The 26,018-nt window shown below is 70.5% G+C and carries 19 protein-coding genes and 1 tRNA gene; 13 read left to right on the forward strand and 7 right to left on the reverse strand.

From position 1 onward, the window contains the following. Nucleotides 1-61: 61 nt before the first annotated feature. Both AB0D14_RS38150 and AB0D14_RS38155 read right to left on the reverse strand, forming a co-directional pair. Nucleotides 62-2,635 (reverse strand): FtsX-like permease family protein, encoded by a 2,574-nt coding sequence (locus AB0D14_RS38150; protein ID WP_362787965.1) that lies wholly within the window; start codon nt 2,633-2,635, stop codon nt 62-64. Continuing rightward, nucleotides 2,632-3,420 carry an ABC transporter ATP-binding protein gene (locus tag AB0D14_RS38155; protein WP_362787968.1) on the reverse strand — a complete coding sequence of 263 codons (789 nt, stop codon included), beginning with the start codon at nt 3,418-3,420 and terminating at the stop codon, nt 2,632-2,634. The genes AB0D14_RS38150 and AB0D14_RS38155 overlap by 4 nt, the downstream gene beginning before the upstream one ends. Before the next feature lie 459 nt (nt 3,421-3,879). Here AB0D14_RS38155 and AB0D14_RS38160 point away from each other — a divergent pair, with 459 nt between their 5' ends. The 3 genes from AB0D14_RS38160 (at nt 3,880) to AB0D14_RS38170 (ending at nt 7,690) form a co-directional block, all read left to right on the forward strand. Then, nucleotides 3,880-5,370 (forward strand): MFS transporter, encoded by a 1,491-nt coding sequence (locus AB0D14_RS38160; protein WP_362788064.1) that lies wholly within the window; start codon nt 3,880-3,882, stop codon nt 5,368-5,370. 296 nt (nt 5,371-5,666) lie between these two features. After that, the gene (locus tag AB0D14_RS38165; protein WP_362787970.1) at nt 5,667-6,086 is read left to right on the forward strand and encodes a DUF485 domain-containing protein; all 420 of its coding nucleotides are present in this window, start codon (nt 5,667-5,669) and stop codon (nt 6,084-6,086) included. After that, the gene (locus AB0D14_RS38170; protein WP_362787972.1) at nt 6,083-7,690 is read left to right on the forward strand and encodes a cation acetate symporter; all 1,608 of its coding nucleotides are present in this window, start codon (nt 6,083-6,085) and stop codon (nt 7,688-7,690) included. Before AB0D14_RS38165 ends, AB0D14_RS38170 begins: the two co-directional genes overlap by 4 nt. 159 nt (nt 7,691-7,849) lie before the next feature. Here the strand turns inward: AB0D14_RS38170 and AB0D14_RS38175 are convergent, their stop codons facing one another. The 3 genes from AB0D14_RS38175 to AB0D14_RS38185 form a co-directional block, all read right to left on the reverse strand. Further along, nucleotides 7,850-8,737, reverse strand: coding sequence for a cellulose-binding protein (locus tag AB0D14_RS38175; protein ID WP_362787975.1), 888 nt, complete (start codon nt 8,735-8,737; stop codon nt 7,850-7,852). A gap of 260 nt (nt 8,738-8,997) precedes the next feature. Next, entirely contained in the window at nt 8,998-11,988 is a 2,991-nt protein-coding gene (locus AB0D14_RS38180) for an SUKH-4 family immunity protein (protein WP_362787977.1), read from the reverse strand. Between the two features lie 7 nt (nt 11,989-11,995). Continuing rightward, a complete protein-coding gene (locus AB0D14_RS38185) occupies nt 11,996-12,991 on the reverse strand; it encodes an SMI1/KNR4 family protein (protein ID WP_362787980.1) in 996 nt (331 codons plus the stop codon). A gap of 330 nt (nt 12,992-13,321) precedes the next feature. On the opposite strand from AB0D14_RS38185, the gene AB0D14_RS38190 reads away from it, so the two are divergent. Beyond that, nucleotides 13,322-13,825 (forward strand): YwqJ-related putative deaminase, encoded by a 504-nt coding sequence (locus tag AB0D14_RS38190; RefSeq protein ID WP_362787983.1) that lies wholly within the window; start codon nt 13,322-13,324, stop codon nt 13,823-13,825. 131 nt (nt 13,826-13,956) lie between these two features. After that, a complete protein-coding gene (locus AB0D14_RS38195) occupies nt 13,957-14,451 on the forward strand; it encodes an SUKH-3 domain-containing protein (protein WP_362788067.1) in 495 nt (164 codons plus the stop codon). 103 nt (nt 14,452-14,554) lie between these two features. On the opposite strand, the gene AB0D14_RS38200 is transcribed toward AB0D14_RS38195, so the two are convergent. Then, nucleotides 14,555-15,886 carry a histidine kinase gene (locus AB0D14_RS38200; protein WP_362787986.1) on the reverse strand — a complete coding sequence of 444 codons (1,332 nt, stop codon included), beginning with the start codon at nt 15,884-15,886 and terminating at the stop codon, nt 14,555-14,557. Between the two features lie 304 nt (nt 15,887-16,190). Here AB0D14_RS38200 and AB0D14_RS38205 point away from each other — a divergent pair. The 6 genes from AB0D14_RS38205 (at nt 16,191) to AB0D14_RS38230 (ending at nt 21,170) form a co-directional block, all read left to right on the forward strand. Next, nucleotides 16,191-16,263: transfer RNA gene (locus AB0D14_RS38205), tRNA-Gln, on the forward strand. Between the two features lie 117 nt (nt 16,264-16,380). Then, nucleotides 16,381-17,874 carry a bifunctional UDP-N-acetylglucosamine diphosphorylase/glucosamine-1-phosphate N-acetyltransferase GlmU gene (gene glmU, locus AB0D14_RS38210; RefSeq protein WP_362787989.1) on the forward strand — a complete coding sequence of 498 codons (1,494 nt, stop codon included), beginning with the start codon at nt 16,381-16,383 and terminating at the stop codon, nt 17,872-17,874. A gap of 141 nt (nt 17,875-18,015) precedes the next feature. Continuing rightward, on the forward strand, nt 18,016-18,987 hold the full coding sequence (locus AB0D14_RS38215) for a ribose-phosphate diphosphokinase (protein WP_362787992.1): 972 nt from the start codon (nt 18,016-18,018) through the stop codon (nt 18,985-18,987). A 201-nt stretch (nt 18,988-19,188) separates the two neighbouring features. Continuing rightward, nucleotides 19,189-19,773, forward strand: a complete 585-nt coding sequence (locus AB0D14_RS38220) for a 50S ribosomal protein L25/general stress protein Ctc (protein WP_362787995.1) — start codon at nt 19,189-19,191, stop codon at nt 19,771-19,773. Nucleotides 19,774-19,918: 145 nt separating this feature from the next. Continuing rightward, nucleotides 19,919-20,539, forward strand: a complete 621-nt coding sequence (gene pth, locus AB0D14_RS38225) for an aminoacyl-tRNA hydrolase (protein WP_362787997.1) — start codon at nt 19,919-19,921, stop codon at nt 20,537-20,539. Between the two features lie 145 nt (nt 20,540-20,684). After that, complete coding sequence (locus tag AB0D14_RS38230) at nt 20,685-21,170, forward strand: hypothetical protein (protein ID WP_362788000.1); 486 nt, start codon at nt 20,685-20,687, stop codon at nt 21,168-21,170. A gap of 107 nt (nt 21,171-21,277) precedes the next feature. Here AB0D14_RS38230 and ppc read toward each other — a convergent pair whose 3' ends face one another. Further along, on the reverse strand, nt 21,278-24,010 hold the full coding sequence (gene ppc / locus AB0D14_RS38235) for a phosphoenolpyruvate carboxylase (RefSeq protein WP_362788002.1): 2,733 nt from the start codon (nt 24,008-24,010) through the stop codon (nt 21,278-21,280). Between the two features lie 296 nt (nt 24,011-24,306). On the opposite strand from ppc, the gene AB0D14_RS38240 reads away from it, so the two are divergent. Together AB0D14_RS38240 and AB0D14_RS38245 are read left to right on the forward strand one after the other, a co-directional pair. Further along, nucleotides 24,307-25,320: a fatty acid desaturase gene (locus AB0D14_RS38240; protein ID WP_362788005.1), complete on the forward strand. Its 1,014-nt coding sequence runs from the start codon at nt 24,307-24,309 to the stop codon at nt 25,318-25,320. Next, nucleotides 25,317-25,988, forward strand: a complete 672-nt coding sequence (locus tag AB0D14_RS38245; RefSeq protein ID WP_362788007.1) for a TetR/AcrR family transcriptional regulator — start codon at nt 25,317-25,319, stop codon at nt 25,986-25,988. Before AB0D14_RS38240 ends, AB0D14_RS38245 begins: the two co-directional genes overlap by 4 nt. Nucleotides 25,989-26,018: the final 30 nt, after the last annotated feature.

Consider the following 26,018-nt stretch of genomic DNA (forward strand, 5'->3'; position numbering starts at 1 on the left):
GCCGCCGAGTCCGAAGACTCGGCGGCACCGGGCCGCCCACACACCGCCGAGCCAGCAGCAGCTAATCCGTGGCGATCGCGTTCAGCACGTTCATCCGTCCCGCCCTGAACGCCGGCACCAGCGCCGCGAACAGGCCCACGAAGGCCGATCCGACGAAGACTCCGATGATCGTCGGCCAGGGGATGTCGAGGACCTTCAGGCCCTCCAGGGCGAGGAGCTTCTGGGCGGTGGCGCCCCAGCCCATGCCCAGGCCCAGGCCCAGCAGCGCTCCGAAGAGGGCGATGACGACCGACTCCAGGCGGATCATGCGGCGCATCTGGCGGCGGGAGAGGCCGATGGCGCGCATGAGGCCGATCTCCCGGGTCCGCTCGACGACCGAGAGGGCCAGCGTGTTCACGACGCCCAGGACCGCCACGATGATCGCGAGGGCCAGCAGGCCGTAGACCATGTTCAGGAGCTGGCCGATCTGGTCCTTGAGCTCCTGCTTGTAGTCGGTCTGGTCACGGACCTGGTACTGCGGGTACGGGTCCAGGGCCTTCTTGATGGCCGCGTACGCCGTCTTCTCCTGGCCGTCCTTGGCGGTGGCGAACATCATGTCGTTCGGCGGCATCTTGTCGGCCGGGACATACTGCTCCAGCGTGGTGATGTTCAGGTAGCGCGAGCCCTTGTCGAGGGCCGTGTCGTCGTCCGTGATCGCCGCGACCTTCAGCTTCGCGGTCTGCCCGCCCTTGAAGGCGACGGTCATCGTGTCGCCGACCCGCATGCCGTGCTTCTTGGCGTAGAGGGAGCCGACCGACATCGCGTTCTTGCCGTACGCCGCCGACAGCTCACCGGCGATCGTCTCGCGGCGCAGGTCACTCACGTACGTCGGGTCCGCGGCCGTGACGTCGCTGTTCTCGGTCTTGCCGTCGGGCGAGGTCAGTTTCGCCTCGACCATCTTGTAGCTGGTGACGTGCGCCATGCCCGGTGTCGACTCGATGGCCTTCTGGGCCTGCGGCACGATCCGCTGGTTGCCCTGGACGATGAAGTCCGTGCCGACCGACTTGTCGAGTTCCTCCGTCGCGGAGGCAACCATGGAGGAGCCGACCACGGAGAGGCAGGCGACCAGCGCGAGGCCGATCATCAGGGCCGCTCCGGTGGCCCCCGTACGCCTCGGGTTGCGCAGGGCGTTCCGCTCGGCGAGGCGCCCGATGGGGCCGAAGGCGCGCAGCAGGACCGCGCTGAGGGCCCGGACCACGCCGCCCGCGAGCAGCGGGCCGATGATGACGAAGCCGATCAGCGAGAGCACCACACCGGCGCCCAGCATCGTCGCGCCTTCGCTCGCCTTGTCCGCGCCGGCCGCCGTGAAGAGTGCGGCGGCACCGGCGCCCGTGAGGGCCAGGCCGATCAGTCCGCGTATCCAGCCGGCCCTGCCGTCGGCCGGCGTACCGGCGTCGCGCAGTGCGGCCATCGGGGAGACCTTGCCGGCGCGGCGGGCCGGCAGGTAGGCGGCGAGGACGGTGACGACGACGCCGAGGACCAGGCCGATGACCGGGGTGGTGGCCTTCACCGTCAGGTCGGCGGTGGAGAGGTTCATGCCCGCCATCGACATGAGCTTCATCAGGCCGATCGCGATGCCGACGCCCGCGGCGACACCCAGGATCGAGCCGACGACACCGAGGAACAGTGCCTCGAAAAGCACGGACCGGTTGACCTGCTTGCGGGACGAGCCGATGGCCCGCATCAGGCCGATCTCACGGGTGCGCTGGGCGACCAGCATCGAGAAGGTGTTGATGATCAGGAAGATGCCGACGAGGAAGGCGATCCCGGCGAAGCCGAGCATGGCGTACTTGATGACGTTCATGAACTCGCCGATGCCCTCTTGGCCTTCGTCCGAGAGCTCCTTCTGCGTCTGGACCTTGAGCGCCTCGTCGGACCCCGTGAGGACCTGGGAGACGTTCTGCTTGAGCTGCGTGTGGGTCATGCCGGAGGCGGCTGTGACGTTGATCTGTGTGAACCGGTCTGTGGAACCGAGCAGTTCGCGCTGAGCGGTGGCGGTGTCGAAGTAGACGATGGCGGCACCGGGGTTGGTGATCTTGAAGGTGGCGATGCCGACGATCTTCGCCTTGAAGTCACCGGTGACGGCGATGGTGCGCAGCTCGTCACCCATCTTGAGGTGGTGCTTGTCCGCGGTGTCGGCGTCGACCATCGCCTCGGTGGGGCCGCGCGGGGCGTGCCCGGAGGTGATCTCCATCGAACGCAGGTCGTTCTTCGTCCAGTTGCCCGCGATCGTCGGGGCGCCGGTGGTGGACCCCATGTTCTTGTTGTCACTGTTGACGACGGTCACGTTCAGCGAGCTGACGGCACCCTCGGCCGACGTGACGCCGTCCGCCTTCTGCGTCCGCTCGACGAGCGAGGCGGGCAGCGACTCCGGCTTGCCGTTCTGCGGCGTGTCGTTGGTCGAAGCCCCCTTGGGGGAGACCGTGACGTCGGACGAGGTCGTCGCGAAGAGCTTGTCGAAGGTCGTGTTCATCGTGTCGGTGAAGACGAGCGTGCCGCACACGAAGCCCACCGACAGCAGGACCGCCACGGCCGACAGGGCCATGCGTCCCTTGTGTGCGAAGAAGTTGCGCCTCGAGGTCTTGAAGACGGTCATGACGTGCGCCCCCGGGCGTCGAAGTCCTTCATGCGGTCGAGGACGGCGTCGGCGGTCGGCCTGAGCATCTCGTCGACGATCCGCCCGTCGGCCAGGTACAGCACGCGGTCCGCGTAGGAGGCGGCGACCGGGTCGTGCGTCACCATCACGATGGTCTGGCCGAGTTCGTCGACGGAGCGGCGCAGGAAGCCCAGCACCTCGGCGCCGGCCCGGGAGTCGAGGTTGCCGGTCGGTTCGTCACCGAAGATGATCTCGGGTCGCGCGGCCAGTGCCCGGGCCACCGCGACGCGCTGCTGCTGGCCGCCGGAGAGCTGGTTCGGCCGGTGCTTCAGGCGGGAGGAGAGCCCGACGGTCTCGATGACCTGGTTCAGCCAGGCCTTGTCCGGCTTGCGGCCTGCTATGTCCATCGGCAGCGTGATGTTCTCCAGGGCGTTCAGCGTCGGCAGCAGGTTGTAGGACTGGAATATGAAGCCGATCCGGTCCCGGCGCAGTTGCGTGAGCTTCTTGTCCTTGAGCCCGGTGATCTCGGTCTCGTCCAGGTAGATCTGTCCGGAGGAGACGGTGTCGAGCCCGGCGAGGCAGTGCATCAGCGTGGACTTGCCGGACCCGGAGGGGCCCATGATCGCGGTGAACCCGCCCCGCGCGATGTCCACGTCGACCTGGTCCAGGGCGACGACGCGGGTCTCCCCGGACCCGTACGCCTTGACGACCTGCCGTGCCCGCGCGGCAACGGCCGTACGCTCTCCAGTGCCCCCGTGCCTGGGAATGGTTACAGCCGATGTCACGGTATGTCTCCTAAGTCGGTCACTGACAGGACAGTGACGATCTGCGGTTGTTCACATTGAGCGGTCGCGCCGTGTGGTTACAACGACAAGTCTCGTGGCCGGGGCGGTCCCCCGCGCTGGTGCCCAGCGCAGTCTTTTGCTGGGGAAAACCCCACCCCCGAAGGTGCGGGACACCGCCCTCAGCGGCATAAAGCCAGACTAAGGACGGCCTCGCCCCGTCTCGTCCTCCGGCGGGACGAACCCTCCCCGAGCCGAAGTACCGAGGTCTCCCCTAGGGGCTGTCCACCCAGCGGTGGACTCCCTCTCAGGGGTGCCTCCACCCTTGAACGCACTCAGCGTCCACCCTCCCGCGACGTGAGGCTCAAGTGGGAGAGTGTGCAACGGCCAATAGATGCAAGGGGAATGAATCAGATCCCCGGGACATGGGGGAGGCATCCGGTGGACAGCGCGACACCCGGCATACGGAAGGCGACGCCGGATCACCCCCCGACTCCGCGCGGGCGCCGGGCCGTCGTCGCCTCTCTGATGCTCTGTATGGGTCTGGCCGCGCTCGACGCCACGATCGTGTCGACCGCCGTCCCGCAGATCGTCGGCGACCTCGGCGGCTTCTCCGTCTTCTCGTGGCTGTTCTCCGGCTATCTGCTCGCCGTGACCGTCACGCTGCCCGTCTACGGCAAGCTCTCCGACACCTTCGGCCGCAAGCCGGTGCTGATCGTCGGCTGCGTCCTCTTCCTCCTCGGCTCGCTGCTCTGCGCGCTCGCCTGGAACATGGCCTCGCTGATCGCGTTCCGCATCGTCCAGGGCCTCGGCGGCGGCGCCCTCCAGGGCACGGTCCAGACGCTCGCCGCCGACCTCTACCCGCTGGAGCAACGGCCCAAGATCCAGGCCAAGTTGTCCACGGTGTGGGCCACCTCGGCGGTCGCAGGCCCGGCGCTCGGCGGGGTACTCGCCACGTACGCCGACTGGCGCTGGATCTTCCTCATCAACCTGCCGCTGGGCGCGGTCGCCCTCTGGCTCCTGATCCGCCACCTTCACGAGCCCGAGCGGGCCGCCCCCGCGCGCCCGCCGCGCATCGACTGGGCGGGCGCGCTCACCGTCTTCGCCTGCGGCGGCGTACTCCTCACGGCCCTGGTGCAGGGCGGCGTCGCCTGGCCATGGCTGTCGGCGCCCTCAATGGCCCTGTTCTGCACGGGACTCGGGCTCATAGCCGTCCTCGTACTCGTCGAACGCCGGGCGGCCGAGCCGATCATCCCCGGCTGGGTCTGGCGCCGCCGGACCATCGCCGCCGTGAACCTCGCACTCGGCGCCCTGGGCCTGCTCATGGTCGCCCCGACGGTCTTCCTCCCCACGTACGCGCAGTCGGTGCTCGGCCTCGCCCCCGTCGCCGCCGGATTCGTGCTCTCCGTATGGACGTTGAGCTGGCCGGTGTCGGCGGCCCTCAGCCAGCACGTCTACCGTCGCATCGGCTTCCGCAACACGGCGATGCTCGGCATCGGCACGGCCACGCTGATCCTGCTCGCCTTCCCCTTCCTGCCCTACCCCGGCGAGGCCTGGCAGCCCACCCTGCTGATGTTCTTCCTCGGCGGGGCGCTCGGGCTCTTCCAACTCCCCCTGCTCATCGGCGTCCAGGCGACCGTCGACTGGGCGGAGCGCGGCACGGCCACCGCCTCCGTCCTCTTCTGCCGCCAGACCGGTCAGACGATCGGCGCCGCCCTCTTCGGCGCTGTCGCCAACGGGGTGCTGGCCTCCCGGCTGGGCGGTGCGGGCGACCTGGACTCGGTGACCACGTCCCTGGAGTCGGGCGCGCCCGCCGAGCACGTGCGCCGAGCGGTGGCGGAGGCGGTCCACTCCGTCTATCTCGGCGCGGCCTGCGCGGCCGGAGTCGCCTTCCTGGTCCTGCTGTTCGTGGCCCCCCGCCGTTTCCCGGTGCTGAAGAACCCCGGGGACTAGAAGAACCCCGGGGACCAGGGGGCTTCCGAGCGCCGTCCACGCGACCTTCACCGTTCCCCCTCAGGCAGGGCTCAGGTAGAACTCAGATAGGTCTCAGGCAGGGCAGAACGCGAACAAAGTGCGGCAGATGTAAAGGGCGCGATGCGGGTAACACCCCAGGTCAGCGTAGTAAGCGCATACCGACCAGCCAGTCTGGTGAAACCCTCGCTTCGCTTGGCTACCTGCGGGTAGCCTGCGGTCGCTCACCCCGATCTCTGCGGTCCACACCGGACCGGAGCCACGCAAGGAGAACCGGGATGTCTTACGACTCGTCCCCGCCCTACTCCACCTACCACTGGGACCCACAATGGGACCCACAGCAGCCGGAGCCCGAACCCGTCGGGCCGCAACGCTCCCGGCACGCCGCACTCGGACAGCACAGCGACATCCGCCACCTGCGCACCGCGTACCGCTGGCAGCGGCGCGTGGCGACTCTGGCGGCGCTCGGCTACTTCACGCTGTTCCTCGTCCTGTCGGCGACCGCGCCCTCGTTGATGACGGGCGAGGTGACCGAGGGGCTGCCCCTCGGACTGCTACTCGGACTGCTCCAGGTCCCCGTCACCTGTGCGGCGATCGCGCTGTACGAGTACACCGCCCGCAGGAGCGTGGACCCGATCGCCGAGCGCCTCAGGAAGCAGGCCGAGCTGGACGCCAAGCGGGCGGAGGGACGCCGATGACCGGCTTCAGCAGTTCCGCCCAGGCGATGTCCCTGGTGGCGTTCACCGTCGTGGCCACCATCACCCTGCTGCTCTGCGTGATGACCGGCCCCGACCGGGACGACCTCGACGAGTTCTACACCGGCTACGGCAGCCTCTCCCCGATGCGCAACGGCCTTGCCATCGCCGGTGACTACATCTCCGCCGCGTCGGTCCTCGGCACGGGCGGCGTGATCGCGCTCGCCGGGTACGACGGGGTCGTACTCGCCCTGAGCACCGCGCTGTCCCTCATGCTCCTGATGTTCCTGCTGGCCGAACCCCTGCGGAACGCGGGCCGGTTCACCATGGGCGACGCCCTGGCGCGGCGGATGCCGGGCCGGTCGGTACGGATCGCGGCGTGCGCGGCGACGCTGACCGCGCTGCTCCCGCTGATGCTCGTACAGCTGGCGGGCACCGGCGACCTGCTGGCGTTCATCCTCGGTTTCTCCAGCGACGGGCTGAAGACGGGCTGCATCGTCGGTCTCGGCATCCTGATGATCAGTTACGCGGCGATCGGCGGGATGAAGGGCACCGCGCTGATCCAGATCATGAAGATCGTGATGCTGCTCGGCTCCGGTGCCGTCATCGCCGTACTCATCCTGAACAAGTTCGACTGGAACCTCGGCAGCCTGTTCGGCCAGGCGGCGCGCAACAGTGGTGCGGGGTCCGCGTTCCTCAACTCCGGTCTGCAGTTCTCGGGCGGACCCAGCCCGCGCCTGGACATGATCACCTCGGAGCTGACGGTGGTACTGGGCGGGGCCTGCCTGCCGCACATCACCATGCGCATGTACACGGCGGGCAGCGCCCGCCAGGTGCGCCGGTCGATGTCCTGGGCGGTGCCGGCCGTGGCCCTGTTCGTCCTCGTCATCACGGTCGTCTGCTTCGGAGCGACGGCGCTGATCGGGCGGGAGGCGATCGCGGCCGCGGACCCACAGGGCAACACGGCGTATCTGCTGGGGTCCCGGGCCGCGTTCGGGGCGGACGTCTCGACTGCCGAGACGTTCCTCTTCACCACCGTCACCGCCGCGCTCTTCCTGACGGTGCTCGCCTCCGTCGCCGGCATGATCCTCGCCTGCGCCAACTCCCTCGCCCACGACGTCTTCGCGCACGGCAGGGCCCAGCTCTCGCCGCGTCGCGAGATGACGCTGGCCCGGGTGTCCGCGGTGGCGGTCGGCATCCCGGCGATCGTGCTGGCCACGCTCGTCCAGCACCACAGCCTGCAGCCGCTGGTCACGCTGTCGTTCTGCCTGGGCGCCTCGGCCCTGGCCCCCGCACTGGTCTACAGCCTCTTCTGGCGCCGCTACACCCGGGCGGGTCTCATGTGCACGCTCATCGGCGGCTCACTCGGCACGCTCATCCTGATGACCGGCACGAACCTCGTCTCCGGTTCCCCCGTCTCCGCGTTCCCCGACCACGACTTCACCTGGTTCCCGTTCACCACGACCGGCCTCGTCTCCATCCCGCTGGGCTTCGCCCTCGGCTGGCTCGGCACGGTGGCCTCGGGCCGCAGGAAGGTGGAGGAACACCGGAAGCAGTACGAGGCCGTGGAGGGCTGGATCCTCGCGGGAGCCGTACGCAAGGAGTGAACGAACCTTCGCGGGCGGGTTCGTGGGCGGTGGGCGCGTGAGCGGTGGCCGCGCGGGCGGCGGGTACGTATAGCGGACGGTGGGCGGCAGGGACGTATGCAGCGGACGGTGGGCGGCAGGGACGTATGCAGCGGGCAGTGGGCGGCGGACGCGTGAGTGTTACTCGGCCGCCGCCCGCCCCGTCAGCGCCGCGAGGCTGCTGCGCACATGGTCCATGTGGGCCTGTACGTTGTCCCACTGCTCGCCGTGTTCGCGCAGGACCCGTTCCGTCTCGCGGGCGATGCGCTCCTCCTGGACCCGGGCCTCGGCGAGGAGTTCGGCGGCGCGGGCGTCCGCGTCCTCCTGGAGGTGGCGGGCCGACTCCTCGGCCTCGGCCAGGGCCCGTCCCGCCTCGGCCGAACCCGACTCGGCGCGCGCGACGAGTTCCTCGTGGTGCACGTCGAGCGCGGTCTCCCGTTCGGCGGCCTCGCACCCGGCCCTCTCCCAGCGCTCGGCGTGCTCCTTCTCCTGCTCGGCGAGCAGGTTCTCGCTGCGCCGCCGCGTCTCGCGCAGCGCGGCCAGCGCCTCACCGCGGGCCTCCTTCACCTCGCGCCGTGCGGAGATCCTCATCTCGTCGGCCTCGGTCTGGGCGGCGAGCAGCCCGTGCCGGGCCCGGTCGTCGGCCTCGGCGCGCACCTCGTCGGCGTCCGCCCGCGCTGCCGCGCGCACCCGCCCGGCCGCCGCCTCCGCCTCCTCCACGACTTGGCGCGCCTGCTGCCGCGCGCTCTCGCGCACCGCCGCGGCCTCCTCCTCCCCCAGCTCGAAGAGTTGCCGGGCCCGGTCGCCCAGCAGCTCGTACGTCTGGGGGGCGAGTTCCGTCACGACCTCGCGCAGCCGCAGCGCCTCGGCCTCCATCTCCCTGGCCAGCACGGTCAGTCGGGCGGCCCGTTCCCAGGCGGCGTCACGGCCCGCCGAGAGCACCGCGGCGTACGCGTCGACCTGCTCGGGACGGTAACCACGCCCCCGTACGACCTCGAAGCCCTGAGTCGACACCGATGCGCTGCTCATCCTCGAATCCCCTCTCCGGCGTGCGACTACGGTGCGCGGCGTACGTCGTACACCGTGATGCACCGCATGTGCCGCACATCCTGGCGGATCAGACGGAAGTGCGCATAATGCGACACTCCGCCGCGTGCCCCAGCAGGGCACCCCACCAACGACAGAACCACGACAGAAGGACGGCAGAAGGACGGCAGAAGGACGACAGAAAAAGGGCCGGGTCCGGTCGGTCGACCGGGCTCGGCCCTCTCACCATGCTCGGTGAAGCGTCAGAGCAGGCCGTCCCACATCTGTTCCAGCAGCACCGACCACCAGCTCTCCGGCGACCCGAGGGCCGCCGGGTCGATCGCGGCCAACTGCGCCTGGAAGTCGACGGTCCAGCGCCCCGCCTGCTCCTGGTTGAGTCCGAAGCGAAGCCGCCACATACGGCCCAGCAGCGCGAGGCTGCGCGCGAACTCGGGCAGCCCCGTGTTCACGAACTGCGGCGGTACGGGAGCACCGCCGGGGCCCGCCTCCACGGGCACGGCCACGATGTTCGCCGTCCCGTACTGGACACAGATCGCCCTGCCGAAGTCACTGCCCATGACGAGGTACGAGCCGGCGTCCGCGCCCGGTTGCACCCCACGCTCCTGCGCCAGTTCGGCGAGCGTCGGCACCGGACGGCCCGGCTGGGCCTGCGCCCAGAAGAACGGGTTCATGTCGACGGGCAGTCCGGCCACCACCAGGGTGTGCGCCACGATCGGCGGCACGCCCTGCCGGGACACCGCAGCCTGGTCGAACCGGAACACGCCAGGACCGAAGGCCGCCGCCAGCTCCTGCCCGATCGCCTCCGGCGGAATCGGCGGCACGGACTGCACCGGCGGCAACGGCGCCCGTACGGGTCCCGGCCTCGCCGGGCCGTCCGCGACCTGGTGCAGCTCGCCCTGGTGCGCGAGCAGTTGGGCCATGCCCTGCTGACGGCTCGCATGGTCGGTGCCGTACGAGGCGATGCTCGTGATCCTCGCCTGCGGCCAGCTCTCCCGGATCATCCGCGCGCAGTACGCGCCCGGCAGCTCGCAGGACTCCAGTTCGGTGTGCAGTTCCAGCACCTGCTGCGGCGGCACGTTCATCGCCCGCAGCTCGTGCAGGATCTGCCACTCCGGGTGCGGGGTGCCCGGCGCGGACCGCCGGATCAGCTGCTGCTCACTGCCGTCCTGGGCCCGGTAGCGCAGAACCGCCTGGTAGCCCGGGCCGACCGTGGGCGGAGCCTGCTGGGGGTAACCGTAGGCCGGGGGCTGCTGACCGGGCAGGGACTGACCCGGCATCGGCTGACCCGGGAACGACTGCTGGCCCGGGAACGGCTGGTGCGGGGCGGGCGGCGGCATGCCGGGGCCCCCGGGAGGCATGCCGGGCGCGCCGGGAGCGGGAGGCGGCGGAGCGGTGCCCGAACCACCGACCGCGGGACCGGCGAGCTGGGTCGCGGCATGGTGGACCCCACCGGAGGACGTACCGCCGGGCGGGTTGGGGGCACCCGGAGCGCGAGGCACGCCGGGAGCACCGGGAACGCCAGGAGCACCCGGGGCGCCTGGAGGCTGCGGAGCACCGGGGCCGCCGATCGCGGGACCGGCGAGCTGGGTCGCGGCATGGTGGACCCCACCGGAGGACGTACCGCCGGGCGGGTTGGGGGCACCTGGGGCACCCGGAGCGCCAGGGGCACCCGGAGGCTGCGGGGCTCCGGGCCCGCCCGGCCGGCCCGGAGCGCCAGGCGCACCTGGACCGGCACCCGGACCTGGACCCTGACCCTGACCCTGACCCTGACCCTGACCCGCGAGACCCTCCGGCCCGTCGGGGCCGATCTGCGAGACGAGTTGCGTCGGCACATACCCACCGGCCGGTGCGCCCGGCGCACCGGGCCCCGACGCCGGGGCCGGACCACCCGGCCGCGCACCCGGCGTACCGGGTGCCCCGGGAGGCGGCGGCGTACCGGGCGCGCCCGCGCCCCGCGCACCACGCGGCGGAGACTGCGCCTTGCTGGTCGCCGCGTCCGCGATGTCACCGGCGTTGGACGGCAGCGGCCGACCCTGCGCACTCGAAGCGGGCGGCGACTGCGGTGTGTGGGCAGCGGCGGGCGGCTGCGGGGCACCCTGCGGATAGCCGTAGGAAGGCGCGCCCGGAGGGGGCGTAGTACCGGCACCGGCACTCTGCGGGTGGCCGTACGAGGACGGCGCGGGCGGCGCGGGCGGCGTCGCACCGGGCGCCGCCGGTCCCTGGGGCGCGGTGCCCGGCGCGCCCGGACCCTGGGGGAACGCGGGCGGTTGCGGATCGCCCAGCGCGGGCGCGACGGCGGTACGCGGCAGTTGGCTGCCTCCCGAGATCAGCTTGGTCCTGGCCTCGGGTGCGGTCTCGGGCGGGAGCGGCGTGGCGCCGTCCCCGACATCCCGGATCTGCCGCGCGTACACCGTCGCGGGCAGCGGCACGGAACGGTCGTCCCCCGCTTCGGCGTTGGTGTCGGTACCGGCCCACGGAGTCGCGTCGGCGGGCAGCCCGGGGCCGGCGGGCCCGTCCCCGCCGGCGGCGGGCCACGCCGTGCCGCCGCCCGGAGCGGCAGGCGCGCCCGTGCCGGACGAGGCCCCCGAACCGGCGGCTGGTCCCGGCAACGTCTGGGGCAGCGAGCCCCCGGCACCGCCGTGACCGGCAGGGGCGGCATCGACCGGAGGAGTGGCAGCGGCGGGAGGAACGGCATCCGCGGGGGGAACGGCCGCGGCAGCGGCGACGGCAGGAGGAACCGCGTCGGAAGGAGGAACGGCGTCTTCGGGCTGGGACCCGGCCCCGCCCGAAGGTGCGCCCGAAGAACCGGCCGCAGCCCCGCCCGAGGACCCGCCGGGCGGCCTTCCCCGGTGATCCGGAACCCCCATCCGGTCCGCCGCCTCCTGCAGCCACTCCGGCGGAGTGAGCAGGAACGACGTCTGGTTGAGGTCGACGCGCGCGGGAGGCGCGGGCGCCTGGTCGGGCACCGCGTCCGGGAGCCCGTACTCCTCCTCGTACCGGCGGATCACCTCGCCCACCGGCAGCGAGGGCCACAGCGTGGCCTCCCCGCTGTCGCGCGCGATGACGAGCCGCTGGGCGCCGCCGTCGGAACGCGGACCGTCGGCCCGGTCCTCCGCCCACACCACGAACCCGAGATCGAACTCCCGGACCCGCACCTCACGGTGCTGGTAACCGGGCACTTCCCCGTTGATCCACTCTTCCGCGCGCTCCTGCGCCTGCGCGAAGGTCACCATCGGACGCTCACTCCCCCACCGAAGACACGGTGGACACCGGCATGGCCCGCGCGAAGCCGCCGTCCACCATCAGGTTCGCCACCGTCGCCAGCTCGGGCGGATTGCCCGCGAGCCGGGACAGGAACTGATCGAAGTCGTCACCACAGGGCAACAGCAGCCGCTGTACGCGCTCCGCGGGCGGCCACGCGTCCTGGTCACGGGCATCGTCGTACGCGCAGAACCACACGGAGCCGACCCGCTCGCCCTTCACCTTCACCGCGAGCAGCCCGCCCTGCACGAACCCGACTCCCAGATAGTCCTTGGTGAGATGGTCCCGCAGGCACTTGTTGACGTAGACGAGGTCGTTGACGGCGGCCTCGTCCCGCACCGTGAAGAACGGCTGATCGACCAGCAGTCCCAGCTCGGCGTCCAGCGCGGCCCCGGCCGGGGCACACCCGCCGGCGGCCTTCAGGAAGGACCGGTACGCGCCCGGCAGCCGGTACCCGAGATCCTCCTCGGCCGCCAGCACCTGCTGCTCGGTCACGGCGACCGCCGCCTTCGGCAGCCCGAAGTGCGCGGGCCGGGTCTCCTGCAGTGGCCGGGTGCCCCGCTTGTCCTGGTCGACCGCCGCGGTGGCGAGCCCGCCGTGATGCCGCAGCAACGCCTTCACCTCGACCGGCACCAGCTCCAGCCGGCGGGTCCGCGGGACGTGATGCCAGGTCCAGCCGTGCGGAGTCGCGACGGCCGGGATGGTGTCCCACAGGTCGTGCCCGGAAGCCGCCAGGGCGGCGTTCGCCGACACGTAGTCGGTCAGCCGCAGCTCGTCGACGCCGAACCCCTCGGGCGGCTCGGCGATCTCGGCGATCGCACGCGCATAGAACGAGAAGTCCGGGTAGCCGGCCTCGTCGACACGTACCCCTCTCGGGTGACGTGCCGCCCGGACCGGATCCGGGAAGTGCACGACCTGCCCGGTATAGGCCGCGTTCGGCGGCGCGGCCTGTTGCCCGAGCCGACCTGTCGTCATGGCGGTTGCCCCCTGCGGCGTTCTGAAGGATCGCGGATGTCGACAGCCTATGCGGTGGAGCGACACCGGTCACCGGGCCTCCTGTCCCGTACCGGCCAAGGGTCCTCCGCTTCCGTGACCTGCCGTCATCGGGCCGTGACGGTACGACGAGGACATCGCGTGTCGCAGCGCCCCAGCTTCCGCACCAGCCACGGAGTTTGGCACTCTGTCCGAGCACCGGGGGATGCGGTAAGAGCCTGCGTCTGAACCCCGGCCTGGCGCACGCACCAGACGGCGTGCGCCGATCCGACCGGAGTTCGGACACAGGCTCTATTGGGAGGGAACGGGACAATGAGCGCAACGCAGACGGGTACGTCCGGGGATCCGCGGGTCGGCTGGAGCAGCACCGAGGTGCCCAGCGCCCCGGTTCTCCTCCACCGCCGCGACGGCATACTTCCCACCATCGCGGCCGCTCTGTCCGTACGCGGCGCCACGCTCACCGGCACAGCGGGCCGCGGCGACCAGCCGCCGCCCTTGCACCCCCTCGTGCAGGACTTTCTCGACACCCTGACGAGCGGCCAGCGCGACCGCTTCACCGGCCGCTGCGCCGAGGTGATCCTCATCTCCCGTCACCTCGCCGCGGCCGACACCGCCCGCTCCAAACGAGCCATTCGAAAACCCATGACCAACGGCGAGGCCCGGAAATCCCTCAAGCAGGCAAAACTGACCGCCCGCCGCATCCGCGAGGACGGCGACCCGCTGCACGGCAGCTTCGCGCAGCCCTGCCGCGCCTGCACCGCACTCAGCGCCCACTTCGGCGTACGCATCGTCGACCCGACCGCCCAGGAGAAATGACAGGGCCCGCGGCCGCACGGTCCAGCACCCGCACGGTCCCGGTCCCGCACCCGTACGAAGGCGTCACCGGCGCCACCCGAAGAAGCCGACCGGGAATCCACCCGGCAGCTCAGAACGATCGCGAAGGGCAGATGCACACCGACCGCACCGCCACCACCCGCTTCTCCGTCCCGGTCGATGCAGCGCTGCGCTCCGCCGGATGGCTACCGGGCCGCTGGGACATAAGGCAGGCCGAGTTCTGGGCCGACGCCCTGCGCAACCACGAGTCCACCGCCGGGCACCGCCACGCCGTGTTCCCGGCGGCGGTGGAGGCATGGGCGGAGTTCGGCGGGCTGCGCGTCACCACGATCGAGACCGGCCGGCAGATCGCCCCGTCCCCTCTCCACCTGGATCCCCTCCACGGCCTCCACATGGCCCGTACTCTCGCCGACCTCGGCAGAGCCCTGGGCACCGAAGTGGCTCCCCTCGGCGAGGAGACCGACAGCAGAGCCCTGCTGGCCATCGACACGGAGGGCCGCGTCTACATCCTGGACCACACGGGCGACTGGTATCTGGGCAGCGACATCGGCCAGGCCCTGACCACCCTCGTCGCGGGCCGGGAACCGGTACGCCTGACAGCCGGCTGAGCCGGCTCCGGCAACTGAGCAGGCCCCGGCATCCGAGCCGACGGCCGAGCGGACAGTTGAGCCGACAGCCGAGCGGGCCCCGACAGCGGTGAACCCCGGCTCGCTATTGCGCCGGAATGACCGCCGACACCCGGAAGCCGCCCGCGTCCGTGGGCCCGGACACGAACACGCCGCCGAGACCGACGACCCGCTCCTTCATCCCCAGCAGACCGTTCCCCCCACTGGGCAGCCTGGCGTCGGACGCGGCCCCCGGCTCGGGCGGCGGCCCGTTCTCCACCTGCATCGCGATCTCCGCCCCCCGGTGCGCCAGCCGCACCCGGGTCTTCGCCCCCGCCGCATGCTTGTGGACGTTGGTCAACGCCTCCTGCACCACGCGGTAGGCGGTCTGTTCCACCATCGCCGCGTACACCCGCGCCGCCCCCTCCACGGAGAGATCGACGATCATTCCCGCGGCGGCGGACTGCCCGACCAGTTCCTCCAGATCATCGAGGCAGGGCCCCTCCCCCGACTCCTCGTCGACGGCCCGGGACGCGGCCGCCGCCGCCGCGGCCCCCACAGCCGCCAGCGGCAAGGCCTGCGCCTGCACCGACGAGAACCCGCTTCCCTGCGCCGCACCGTCGCCCCTGCGCAGCACCCCCAGCATCTCCCGCAACTCGGTCAACGCCTGCCGCCCCATGTCACCCACGAGTGAGGCGTTCTTCACGGCCTTCTCCGGATCCTTTCGGGCCACCGCCTGCAGCGCGGCGGCATGCACGACCATCAGACTCACCCGGTGCGCGACGACGTCGTGCATCTCACGGGCGATCCGGGTCCGCTCCTCGTTGCGCGCCCACTCCGCCCGCTCCTCGGCCCGCTCCGCCAGCAGCTGCAACTCCCGCTCCAGGGAGTCGGCCCGCTCCCGCAGACTCTCCATCAACCGCCTCCGGGCCCCCACGTACAGCCCGAGCAGCACCGGCGGGGCGGTCATCCCGAGCGAGGTCGTGATGGACACGAAGGGCACGGACCAGTCCCCCAGCCCCATGCCCCCCCGCGCCATCCCCTGGTACGCCCGCACATACGTGACGATGAGCATCCCCACCATCGACATGCCCGCGAGCGCCCCGATGATCCGCCGGGGCGACTCGGACGCCGCCAGCGTGTAGAGCCCCACGAGCCCCATCAGGAACCCCATCTGGGCAGGCGTGATGGCGATCGACACCAGGACGACGGCGATCGGCCACCGCCTCCGGAACAGCAGCACGGACCCGGCGACCGCCCCGAAGAGCATCCCCGCGGGCACCGGCACCCCCGCCGCCCCCGCGAACGGGAACCCCTCTATCGCGCACTCCACGGACGACACCAGCGCGAGGCCTCCGTCGAGCACCGCACTGCGCCACCTCGCCCACCACCACGGCCCGGTCAAGGCCGCGGTGCCGTCTTCCCCCGTCGTGGTCATGTCCCCAGCCTACGGTCGCCCCCCGCCCCATTTCCGGCGAGTTTCCCGTACTGGCCTACACCACTCCCCGTAATCGAACAGAAGCGAAACCGGCCGTTATCCCTCGAACTGCCGAATCGGCGCCCGTTCGACACCGGAAGCCCACATTCCGCCGGGACCGGCGGCCCTCGCGTGATCGGTGTCCGCCATGACGCGCACCCCCAGGAGCGCGGACTTGTACCGTCGCACCGAAGGGTCTTGGTACGGCATAGTGTTGGGTATCGATTTGGCGATGCGACCGGATGCCCGGTTTAGCCTGCTTCGATCCCCCATGGTGTAATCAGGCAGCACTGCGGTTTTTGGTACCGTATGTTCAGGTTCGAATCCTGATGGGGGAGCCGCTCACCTCCGGGCCCTGACAGCACTGTCAGGGCCCGCTCTCATGTCGCCCCTGAAACGCCCCGGTATCCTGCGGATGTCCGCACCCCAGACACCAGTAGCCGAAGGGCATTCCCGTGAGCGCCAACCCTCCCCAAGCTCTCGGCTCCGGAGCAGGGGATACCCCACTCGCAGCCGTCGTCGTTCTCGCAGCGGGTGAGGGCACCCGTATGAAGTCGGCCACACCGAAGGTCCTGCACGACCTCTGCGGCCGTTCCCTCGTCGGCCATGTACTCGCCGCCGCGGGCGAGTTGGACCCCGAGCACCCCGACAAACTGGTCGTCGTCGTGGGTCACGCCCGCGAGAAGGTCACCGCGCACCTCGCCGGGACCGCTCCGGGTGTACGGACGGCCGTCCAGGCCGAGCAGAACGGCACGGGGCACGCCGTGCGGATGGGCCTGGAGGAACTGGGCGGCGTCGTCGACGGCACCGTCGTGGTCGTCTGCGGGGACACCCCCCTCCTCACCGGCGCGACGCTCCAGAAGCTCGCCGCGACGCACACGGGCGACGGCAACGCGGTCACCGTGCTGACCGCCGAGGTGCCGGACGCCACCGGCTACGGCCGTATCGTCCGCGACAACGTCTCGGGAGCCGTGACGGCGATCGTCGAGCACAAGGACGCCTCCGACTCCCAGCGCGCGATCCGTGAGATCAACTCCGGTGTCTTCGCGTTCGACGGGCAGCTCCTCGCGGACGCGCTCGGCAAGGTCCGTACGGACAACAGCCAGGGCGAGGAGTACCTGACGGACGTCCTCGGCATCCTCCGGGAGGCGGGGCACCGCGTCGGCGCCGCCGTGGCGGGCGACCACCGCGAGATCGCCGGCATCAACAACCGGGTACAGCTGGCGGAAGCCCGCCGCATCCTCAACGACCGTCTGCTGCGGGACGCGATGCTCGCGGGCGTGACCGTCGTCGACCCGGCCTCGACATGGGTCGACGTCACCGTCACCTTCGAGCAGGACGCGATCGTGCACCCCGGCACCCAGCTCCAGGGCGCCACGCACCTGGGCGAGGGCGCCGAGGTCGGCCCCAACACCCGCCTGAACGACACCACGGTGGGCGCGGGCGCGAGGGTCGACAACACGGTCGCGAACGGCGCCGAGGTCGGCCCCCAGGCGAACGTGGGCCCCTACGCGTATCTCCGTCCCGGCACCCGCCTCGGGCTGAAGGCCAAGGTGGGTACATATGTGGAGACGAAGAACTCCTCGATCGGCGAGGGCACGAAGATCCCGCACCTCTCGTACGTCGGTGACGCGACGATCGGCGAGTACTCCAACATCGGGGCCGCGAGCGTCTTCGTGAACTACGACGGTGAGGCCAAGCACCACACGACGGTGGGGTCACACTGCAAGACGGGTTCGGACAACATGTTTGTGGCTCCTGTCACCATCGGGGACGGCGCGTACACCGCCGCCGGATCCGTGATCACGAAGGATGTGCCGCCCGGTTCGCTGGCCGTGGCCCGCGGCCAGCAACGGAATATCGAGGGCTGGGTGGCCCGGAAGCGTCCGGGGAGCGCCGCCGCGAGGGCAGCGGAAGCGACGTCCCGGGAGGCCGGCGGCGAAAGCTGACCGGAAAAGGTCGGGCCGGACTCGGCGTACCGTGATAGACGAACACCCGCACATCCAGCTGAGACCGCGCTTGAGGGCACGAGACCGCACTTGAGAGCACATCTCGACATCCAGCTGAGACACCTCTGAGGAGACAGTGCTGTGACCGGGATCAAGACGACCGGCGAGAAGAAGATGATGTTCTTCTCCGGCCGCGCCCACCCCGAGCTTGCCGAGGAGGTCGCCCACCAGCTGGGTGTCGGGGTCGTCCCGACGAAGGCCTTCGACTTCGCCAACGGTGAGATCTACGTCCGCTACGAGGAGTCGGCCCGCGGCGCCGACTGCTTCCTGATCCAGAGCCACACGGCCCCGATCAACAAATGGATCATGGAACAGCTGATCATGATCGACGCTCTGAAGCGGGCTTCCGCCCGGAGCATCACCGTGATCATGCCGTTCTACGGTTACGCCCGTCAGGACAAGAAGCACCGTGGGCGTGAACCCATCTCGGCGCGTCTGATCGCCGACCTGCTGAAGACGGCCGGTGCGGACCGCCTTCTGACGGTCGATCTGCACACCGACCAGATCCAGGGCTTCTTCAACGGTCCGGTGGATCATCTGTTCGCACTGCCGCTGCTCGCCGACTACGTGGGCCACAAGGTGGACCGCTCGAAGCTCACGGTGGTCTCGCCGGACGCCGGCCGGGTGCGGGTGGCCGATCGCTGGTGCGACCGGCTGGGCGCGCCGCTGGCGATCGTGCACAAGCGCCGTGACAAGGACATCGCGAACCAGGTCACCGTGCACGAGGTCGTGGGTGACGTCGAGGGCCGGGTCTGTGTGCTGGTCGACGACATGATCGACACGGGTGGCACGATCTGCGCCGCGGCGGACGCGCTGTTCGCGCACGGCGCGGAGGACGTCATCGTGACGGCGACGCACGGTGTGCTGTCGGGCCCGGCCGCGGAGCGTCTGATGAACTCGAAGGTCAGCGAGTTCGTCTTCACGGACACGCTGCCCACTCCGGGAGAGCTGGAACTGGACAAGATCACAGTGCTCTCGATCGCGCCGACGATCGCGAACGCGGTACGTGAGGTCTTCGAGGACGGCTCGGTGACGAGCCTCTTCGACGAGTAGCCGGCCCCCGGCCCGCTACGGGCCCGCGTAGATCGATTTCTTGTACGGCCTCCCCGCCGCGTAAGCTGCCACAGTTGCTCGGCGAGGGAGGCCGCACTCTTTGGTGCGGCGGTCCGTTATCGACGCGCTCTTCGTAGCAGGCCGATGGTTCGGCCGGGTGACTTATCTTCCCTGGCTTCCCCTGTACTACGAGGAGTGACCATGTCCGAGGTCAAGATCGCCGCCGAGACCCGCACCGAGTTCGGCAAGGGTGCCGCGCGCCGCATCCGCCGCGAGAGCAAGGTTCCCGCCGTTGTGTACGGCCACGGCGGCGAGCCGCTCCACATCACGCTGCCGGGCCACGAGCTCCAGCTCGCCCTGCGTACCCCGAACGTCCTGCTGACCCTGGACGTCGAGGGCAAGACCCAGCTGGTGATCCCGAAGGCCGTCCAGCGTGACGCCATCAAGGGCTTCCTCGAGCACGTCGACCTGCTGCTGGTGAAGAGCGGCGAGAAGGTCACCGTCGAGGTCTACGTGCACACCGAGGGCGACCTGGCCCCGGGCGCGTTCCTGCTCGAGCACGTGCTGAGCACGCTGACGGTCGAGGCCGAGGCCACGCACATCCCCGAGTCGGTCACCGTGTCCATCGCGGGCCTGGAGGCCGGTGCCGCCATCCTCGCCAAGGACATCCCGCTGCCCGAGGGCACCGTCCTGGCCATCGACGAGGACGCGGTCGTGCTGCAGGTTCTGGCCGCCCAGGCGGAGGAGGCCACGGACGACGCGGCCGACGCGTCCACCGAGGCCTGATCCCGCACCCGCACCCGCACCGGATCACTGTTCACCGGCCGCCGCTCCTTCGGGGGTGGCGGCCGGTGCGCATCCGCCGGACACCGACGGCCGGACAGCGGCTGCCGACAAGGACAGCCGGCCCAGGACAGCCGGTCAAGGACCCATGGGAGTAACGGACGTGACGGACGTGACCACGGAACCAGGCGCCCCATGGCTGATCGTGGGACTGGGCAACCCCGGCCCCGACTACGCCATGAACCGCCACAACGTGGGCTTCATGGTGGCCGACATCCTTGCCGGGCGGATCGGCGGCAAGTTCAAGCGGGCCGGCCGGGCGCAGGCCCAGGTGATCGAGGGGCGTATCGGGCCACCCGGTCCGCTGAACCGCCGGGTGATCCTGGCGAAACCGATGTCGTACATGAACCTGTCGGGCGGCCCGGTGACAGCCCTGCGGGACTTCTACAAGGTGCCGACGGCGAACATCGTGGCCGTGCACGACGAGCTGGACATCGACCACGGGGTGCTGCGGCTGAAACTGGGCGGCGGCGACAACGGCCACAACGGCCTGAAGTCGATGACGAAGGCGATGGGTCCGGACTACCACCGGGTCCGTTTCGGCATCGGGCGCCCGCCGGGGCGTATGCAGGTCGCCGATTTCGTCCTGAAGGACTTCGGGTCGGCGGAGCGCAAGGAACTGGACTACTTCGTGGACCGGGCGGCGGACGCGGCGGAGTGTCTCGTCATCGAGGGCCTGGAGCGGGCCCAGTCGACGTACAACTCGTGAGACGACCGGGCGGGTCGGAGTGCTCAGGGCGCTGCGGGCGCTGCGGGCTCTCAAGGGGCTCGGGCGGCTGAAAGGTCCGTACAACACGGGACTTGTCTCCCACCCGAGTTGACCGAGCGCAGTGCCATGGCCAAGGATCGCCGCCATGCCTGCCCTTGCCTCCCGTCGGAACGCGGTCGCGGCGCTGCGGTTCGGGCAACTCGCGGCGATGGGGACGGTCGCGGTGCTGATCCTGATCGCGGGTGTCTGGGCCTCCTGGGGGACCGCCCAGCACGTGATGCTGACCAAGGGCCGTGAGCGCGGCACGATGACGGTCACCAAGTGTGCCGAGGACCGGTGCACGGGTCCGTACCGGCCCGCGTCGGAGGAGTCCACCGCGCGGGACCTGGTCGTCCTCGACAGCGAGGTGGCCGTGGAGAAGGGCCGCACGTACACGGTCGTGGTGAAGCCCGGCAGTGACGAGGTCGTCCGTACGGGCACCGGTGGCCTGCTCTACGCCTGGGCGCCGCTGGGAGGCGCGCTGATGCTCGCTTCGGTGGTGGTGGCGGGCGGCCTGCGCATGAGCCGTCTGGGGTGGGTGCTCGGCGGTTCGGGCCTGGCGCTGGTCACGGCCGCGTTCCTGGCACTCTGAGTACTCCTGGCACTCTGTGTACGCGAGAGGGCGGCTGAAGGTCCGTACGGACCTTCAGCCGCCCTCTCGCGCTGGACTGGACTGCTGCCGAACTGCTGCCGGTCCGGTCAGCCGGTGTTGCGCAGGCCCGCCGCCACGCCGTTGACCGTGAGGAGCAGGGCGCGGGACAGCAGCGGGTCCGGCTCGGAGCCGGCCGCGGCCGCGTCGCGCTGACGCTTGAGGAGGGCGACCTGGAGGTACGAGATCGGGTCCAGGTAGGCGTCGCGGATGGTGAAGGTCTGCTTCAGCACCGGGTGGGCGTCGAGGAGCTCGGTCTCACCGGTGATGCGCAGCACCTCGCGGACGGTCCGTTCGTGCTCGGCCTCGACGGTGGCGAAGACGTGCTGGAGCTCCTCGGGGACGAGGGTCTCGACGTAGTGGCGGGCGATCCTGAGATCGGTCTTGGCGAGCGTCATCTCGACGTTGGAGATGAAGTTGCGGAAGAAGTGCCACTGCTCGTGCATCTCGTCCAGGACGCTGTCGAGGCCGGCTTCGCGCAGGGCCTTCAGGCCGGAGCCGACGCCGAACCAGCCGGGGACGATCTGCCGGGACTGGGTCCAGCCGAACACCCACGGGATGGCGCGCAGGCCGTCGAGCGAGACGCCCGAGCCGGGGCGGCGGGAGGGCCGCGAGCCCAGGTGCAGGTCGGCGAGCTGGTCGACCGGTGTGGAGGCGAGGAAGTACGTCGGCAGGTCCGGGTCCTCCACCAGGCGGCGGTAGGCGGCCTCCGCGGCCTCGGAGACGACGTCCATGGCGGCGTCCCAGCGGGCGAGTGACTCGTCGGACTGACGCGGGGAGGTGTGCAGCGCGGAGGCCTGCAGGGTGGCCGCGACGGTCAGTTCCAGGTTCTCGCGGGCCAGCGACGGCACGAGGTACTTGTCGGAGATGACCTCGCCCTGTTCGGTGACCTTGATCTCGCCCTCCAGGGTGCCCCAGGGCTGGGCGAGGATCGCGTCGTGCGAGGGGCCGCCGCCGCGGCCGACGGTGCCGCCGCGGCCGTGGAAGAGCCGCAGGCGTACGCCGTACCGGTGGGCGACGTCGCGCAGCCGGCGCTGGGCGCGGTGGATCTCCCACTGACTCGTCGTGATGCCGCCGAACTTCGACGAGTCGGAGTAGCCGAGCATGACCTCCTGCACGTCGCCGCGCAGGGCCACGAGCCGCCGGTAGGACGGGTCGGACAGCATGTCCTCAAGGATGGTGTCGGCGGCCTTGAGCTCGTCGGTCGTCTCCAGGAGCGGCACGATGCCGATCTTCGCCCAGCCCGCGTGCAGGTCGAGGAGTCCGGCCTCGCGGGCCAGCACGGCGGCGGCGAACACGTCGTCGGCGCCCTGGCACATCGAGATGATGTACGACTCGATCACCTCGGGTCCGAAGACCTTGAGGGCCCTCTTGACCGTCTCGAAGACTCCGAGGGTCTTCTGTCCGGCCGCGTCCAGCGGCGCCGGCGTCGGCCCGAGGGGCCGGCGGGAGCGCAGTTCCTTGGCGAGCAGCTTGTGCCGGTACTCGCGCGGCATGTCCTCGTAGCGCCAGGACTCCTCGCCGAGCCGGTCGAAGAGCTGCCCGAGCGCGTGGTGGTGGGCGTCGGCGTGTTCCCGTACGTCCATGGTGGCGAGCTGGAGGCCGAAGGCGGCGAGCGTACGGATCGTACGGTTCATGCGGCCGTCGGCGAACAGGGCGCCCCGGTGCTCGCGCAGCGAGGTCTGGATGAGGGCGAGGTCCCGCAGCAGTTCGGCGGTGCCGAGGTAGTCGCGGCCGTCCTCGTGGGCGGTGCCCCTGGCGAGCCGCTGCTTGGTGTTCTCCAGCTTCTGCCGGATGCAGGTGGCCTTGAGCCGGTAGGGCTCTTCGGCGTTGAGACGCTTGTAGCGGGGGCTGATCTCGGGCAGCCGCTCCAGGTCGGTCTGCAGGGAGCTGAGCAGTTCCTCGGTGGCGCCGGTGTAGCGGATGGAGTTCGAGAGGAAGCCGCGCAGTTCGTCGATCAGTTCGAGCGCGTCGTTGATGCCGTGCTCGTGCTGGAGGATCAGGACGTCCCAGGTGACCTGCGGTGTCACGTTCGGGTTGCCGTCGCGGTCGCCGCCGATCCAGGTGCCGAAGCTGAGGGGGCGGCTCTCCTCGGGGAGCTGGACGCCGACGCGCTCCAGTTCCGCGGTCAGATCCTCCAGGACGTCTCCGACGGCGCCGGCGTGCAGCTCGTCGAGGTAGTAGATGGCGTTGCGGGCCTCGTCGGCCGGTTCGGGGCGCACGACCCGCAGCTCGTCGGTCTGCCAGACCAGGTCGATGTTCTCGGCCAGACGGGTGTCGTAGCGGCGCCGGTCGGCTTCGATGACCGGGGTCTCCAGCAGGGCGGCGATGCGGCGCAGCTTGTTGAGGACCGAGCGCCTGGCCGCCTCGGTGGGGTGCGCGGTGAAGACGGGGCGCACATTGAGGTGCTGCACGGTGGCACGCAGGTGCTCGGGGTCGGCGTCCTTCAGCCGGTCCGCCGTACGGGCGAGGAGTCCGCCCTCGGCGGCGCGCCGGGCGCGCAGCTCGCGGCCGCGGTGCACCTGCTCGGTGACGTTCGCCAGGTGGAAGTAGGTGGAGAAGGCACGGACCAGCTTGGCCGCCGTCTCCAGTTCGGTGCCGCGCAGTAGCTCGGCGGCGGCCTCGCCGTCCTCCCGGGTGAGGCGGCGGACCTTCTCGACCAGTTCGAGAAGCTCGGGTCCCTCCTGCCGTACGAGGGTCTCGCCCAGCAGATCGCCGAGGCGGCGGATATCGGCGCGCAGCTCACTGCCGGTTGTCGTGCTCTGGTCGTCGGCACTGCTCACAGGTGCGGCTCCTTGCAGTGTTGAAGCTCGTCTGGAGGGGAACCCGTCAGCCCGAGGCGGCAGGTGCCGCATCAGCGGCCGGGCATCCGGGAAGAAACAGAGCGGACCGCGCTGTCCGACCGAGACCAAGGATAGGTGTCCATCCGGACGTGCAGTCTCTCGGGCTCTTGCCCCGAGTAAACGCGCTGCCATACTTACGATGCCGTAGGTTACGGAACCGTAGGCACTGTTTTCAGCTACTCGCAGGCGCGGTTACCGGCCACACCCACCCTCTTCGACCCCACAGGGGACGCCCCATGACCACAAGTTCCGATGTGATCGATGACGCCCCGAGGGCGCCCGACGAAGACCCCGCACCCTCCTCCGCCACGCTGGGCGGCGAGAAGAAGCGCACGATCGAGCAGCTCACCCTGCTCCTCTTCATCACCGTCCCGTTCCTGGCCGTCCTCGGGGCGGTTCCGCTGGCCTGGGGCTGGGGCGTGAGCTGGCTGGACCTCGGCCTGCTGGTGTTCTTCTACTTCCTCGGCTGCCACGGGATCACGATCGGATTCCACCGCTACTTCACGCACGGCGCCTTCAAGGCGAAGCGGCCGCTGCGCATCGCGCTCGCCATCGCAGGCTCCATGGCCGTCGAAGGGCCGCTGGTCCGCTGGGTGGCCGACCACCGCAAGCACCACAAGTTCTCCGACGCCGAGGGCGACCCCCACTCACCGTGGCGCTTCGGCGAGACGGTCCCGGCCCTGATGAAGGGCCTGTGGTGGGCCCACATCGCCTGGATGTTCGACGAGGAGCAGACGCCGCAGGAGAAGTACGCGCCGGACCTGATCAAGGACAACGCGCTCCGCACGATCTCCCGCCAGTTCCTCCTCTGGGCGGGCCTGTCCCTCGCGCTCCCGGCCCTGATCGGCGGGCTCGTGACGATGTCCTGGTGGGGCGCGTTCACCGGCTTCTTCTGGGGATCCCTGGTCCGGGTGGCCCTGCTGCACCACGTGACCTGGTCGATCAACTCGATCTGCCACGCGGTGGGCAAGCGGCCCTTCAAGTCGCGTGACCGTTCGGGCAACGTGTGGTGGCTGGCCGTGCTGTCCTGCGGCGAGTCCTGGCACAACCTGCACCACGCGGACCCGACGTCCGCCCGGCACGGTGTGGAGCGCGGCCAGGTGGACTCCTCGGCCCGTCTCATCCGCTGGTTCGAGCGGTTCGGCTGGGCGTACGACGTGCGATGGCCGTCACGCTCACGTATCGATTCCCGGCGCAACCAGGACGGGAAGGGCGACCGACGCGAGGCGGAGACCGCCGAGGCGGCATGATTGACGGCGTGGTCGACTCCAGCACACCCAGCAATGAAAAGCCGCGGCGCGCCCGCCGTACCCGGATGACCGGTGCGGAGCGGCGGGCCCAGTTGCTGGAGATCGGCCGCACCCTGTTCGCCCAGAAGGGCTTCGAGGCGACGTCGGTGGAGGAGATCGCGGCGAAGGCCGGCGTCTCCAAGCCCGTCGTCTACGAGCACTTCGGCGGCAAGGAGGGGCTGTACGCGGTGGTGGTGGACCGCGAGATGCGCCGCCTCCTGGACGGGGTGACGAGTTCCCTCACGGCCGGCCATCCCCGCGAACTCTGCGAGCAGGCGGCCTTCGCCCTCCTCGACTACATCGAGGAGTACACGGACGGCTTCCGCATCCTGGTCCGCGACTCCCCCATCCCCCAGTCAACAGGCAGCTTCGCGTCCCTGATCTCGGACATCGCCACGCAGGTGGAGGACATCCTGGGCCGCGAGTTCAAGCGCCGCGGCTTCGACCCGAAGCTCGCCCCGCTGTACGCCCAGGCCCTGGTCGGCATGGTCGCCCTCACCGGCCAGTGGTGGCTGGACGTCCGCCGCCCGAAGAAGGAGGAGGTGGCGGCCCACCTGGTCAACCTGGCCTGGCACGGCCTGGACGGCCTGGAGGCGAAGCCGCGGCTGATAGGCCGCCGGAAACATTGAACAAGCGACCACAAGGTCAACTTTGTGGTA

This window comes from Streptomyces sp. NPDC048484 (assembly GCF_040651415.1).
Classification (GTDB): Bacteria; Actinomycetota; Actinomycetes; order Streptomycetales; family Streptomycetaceae; genus Streptomyces.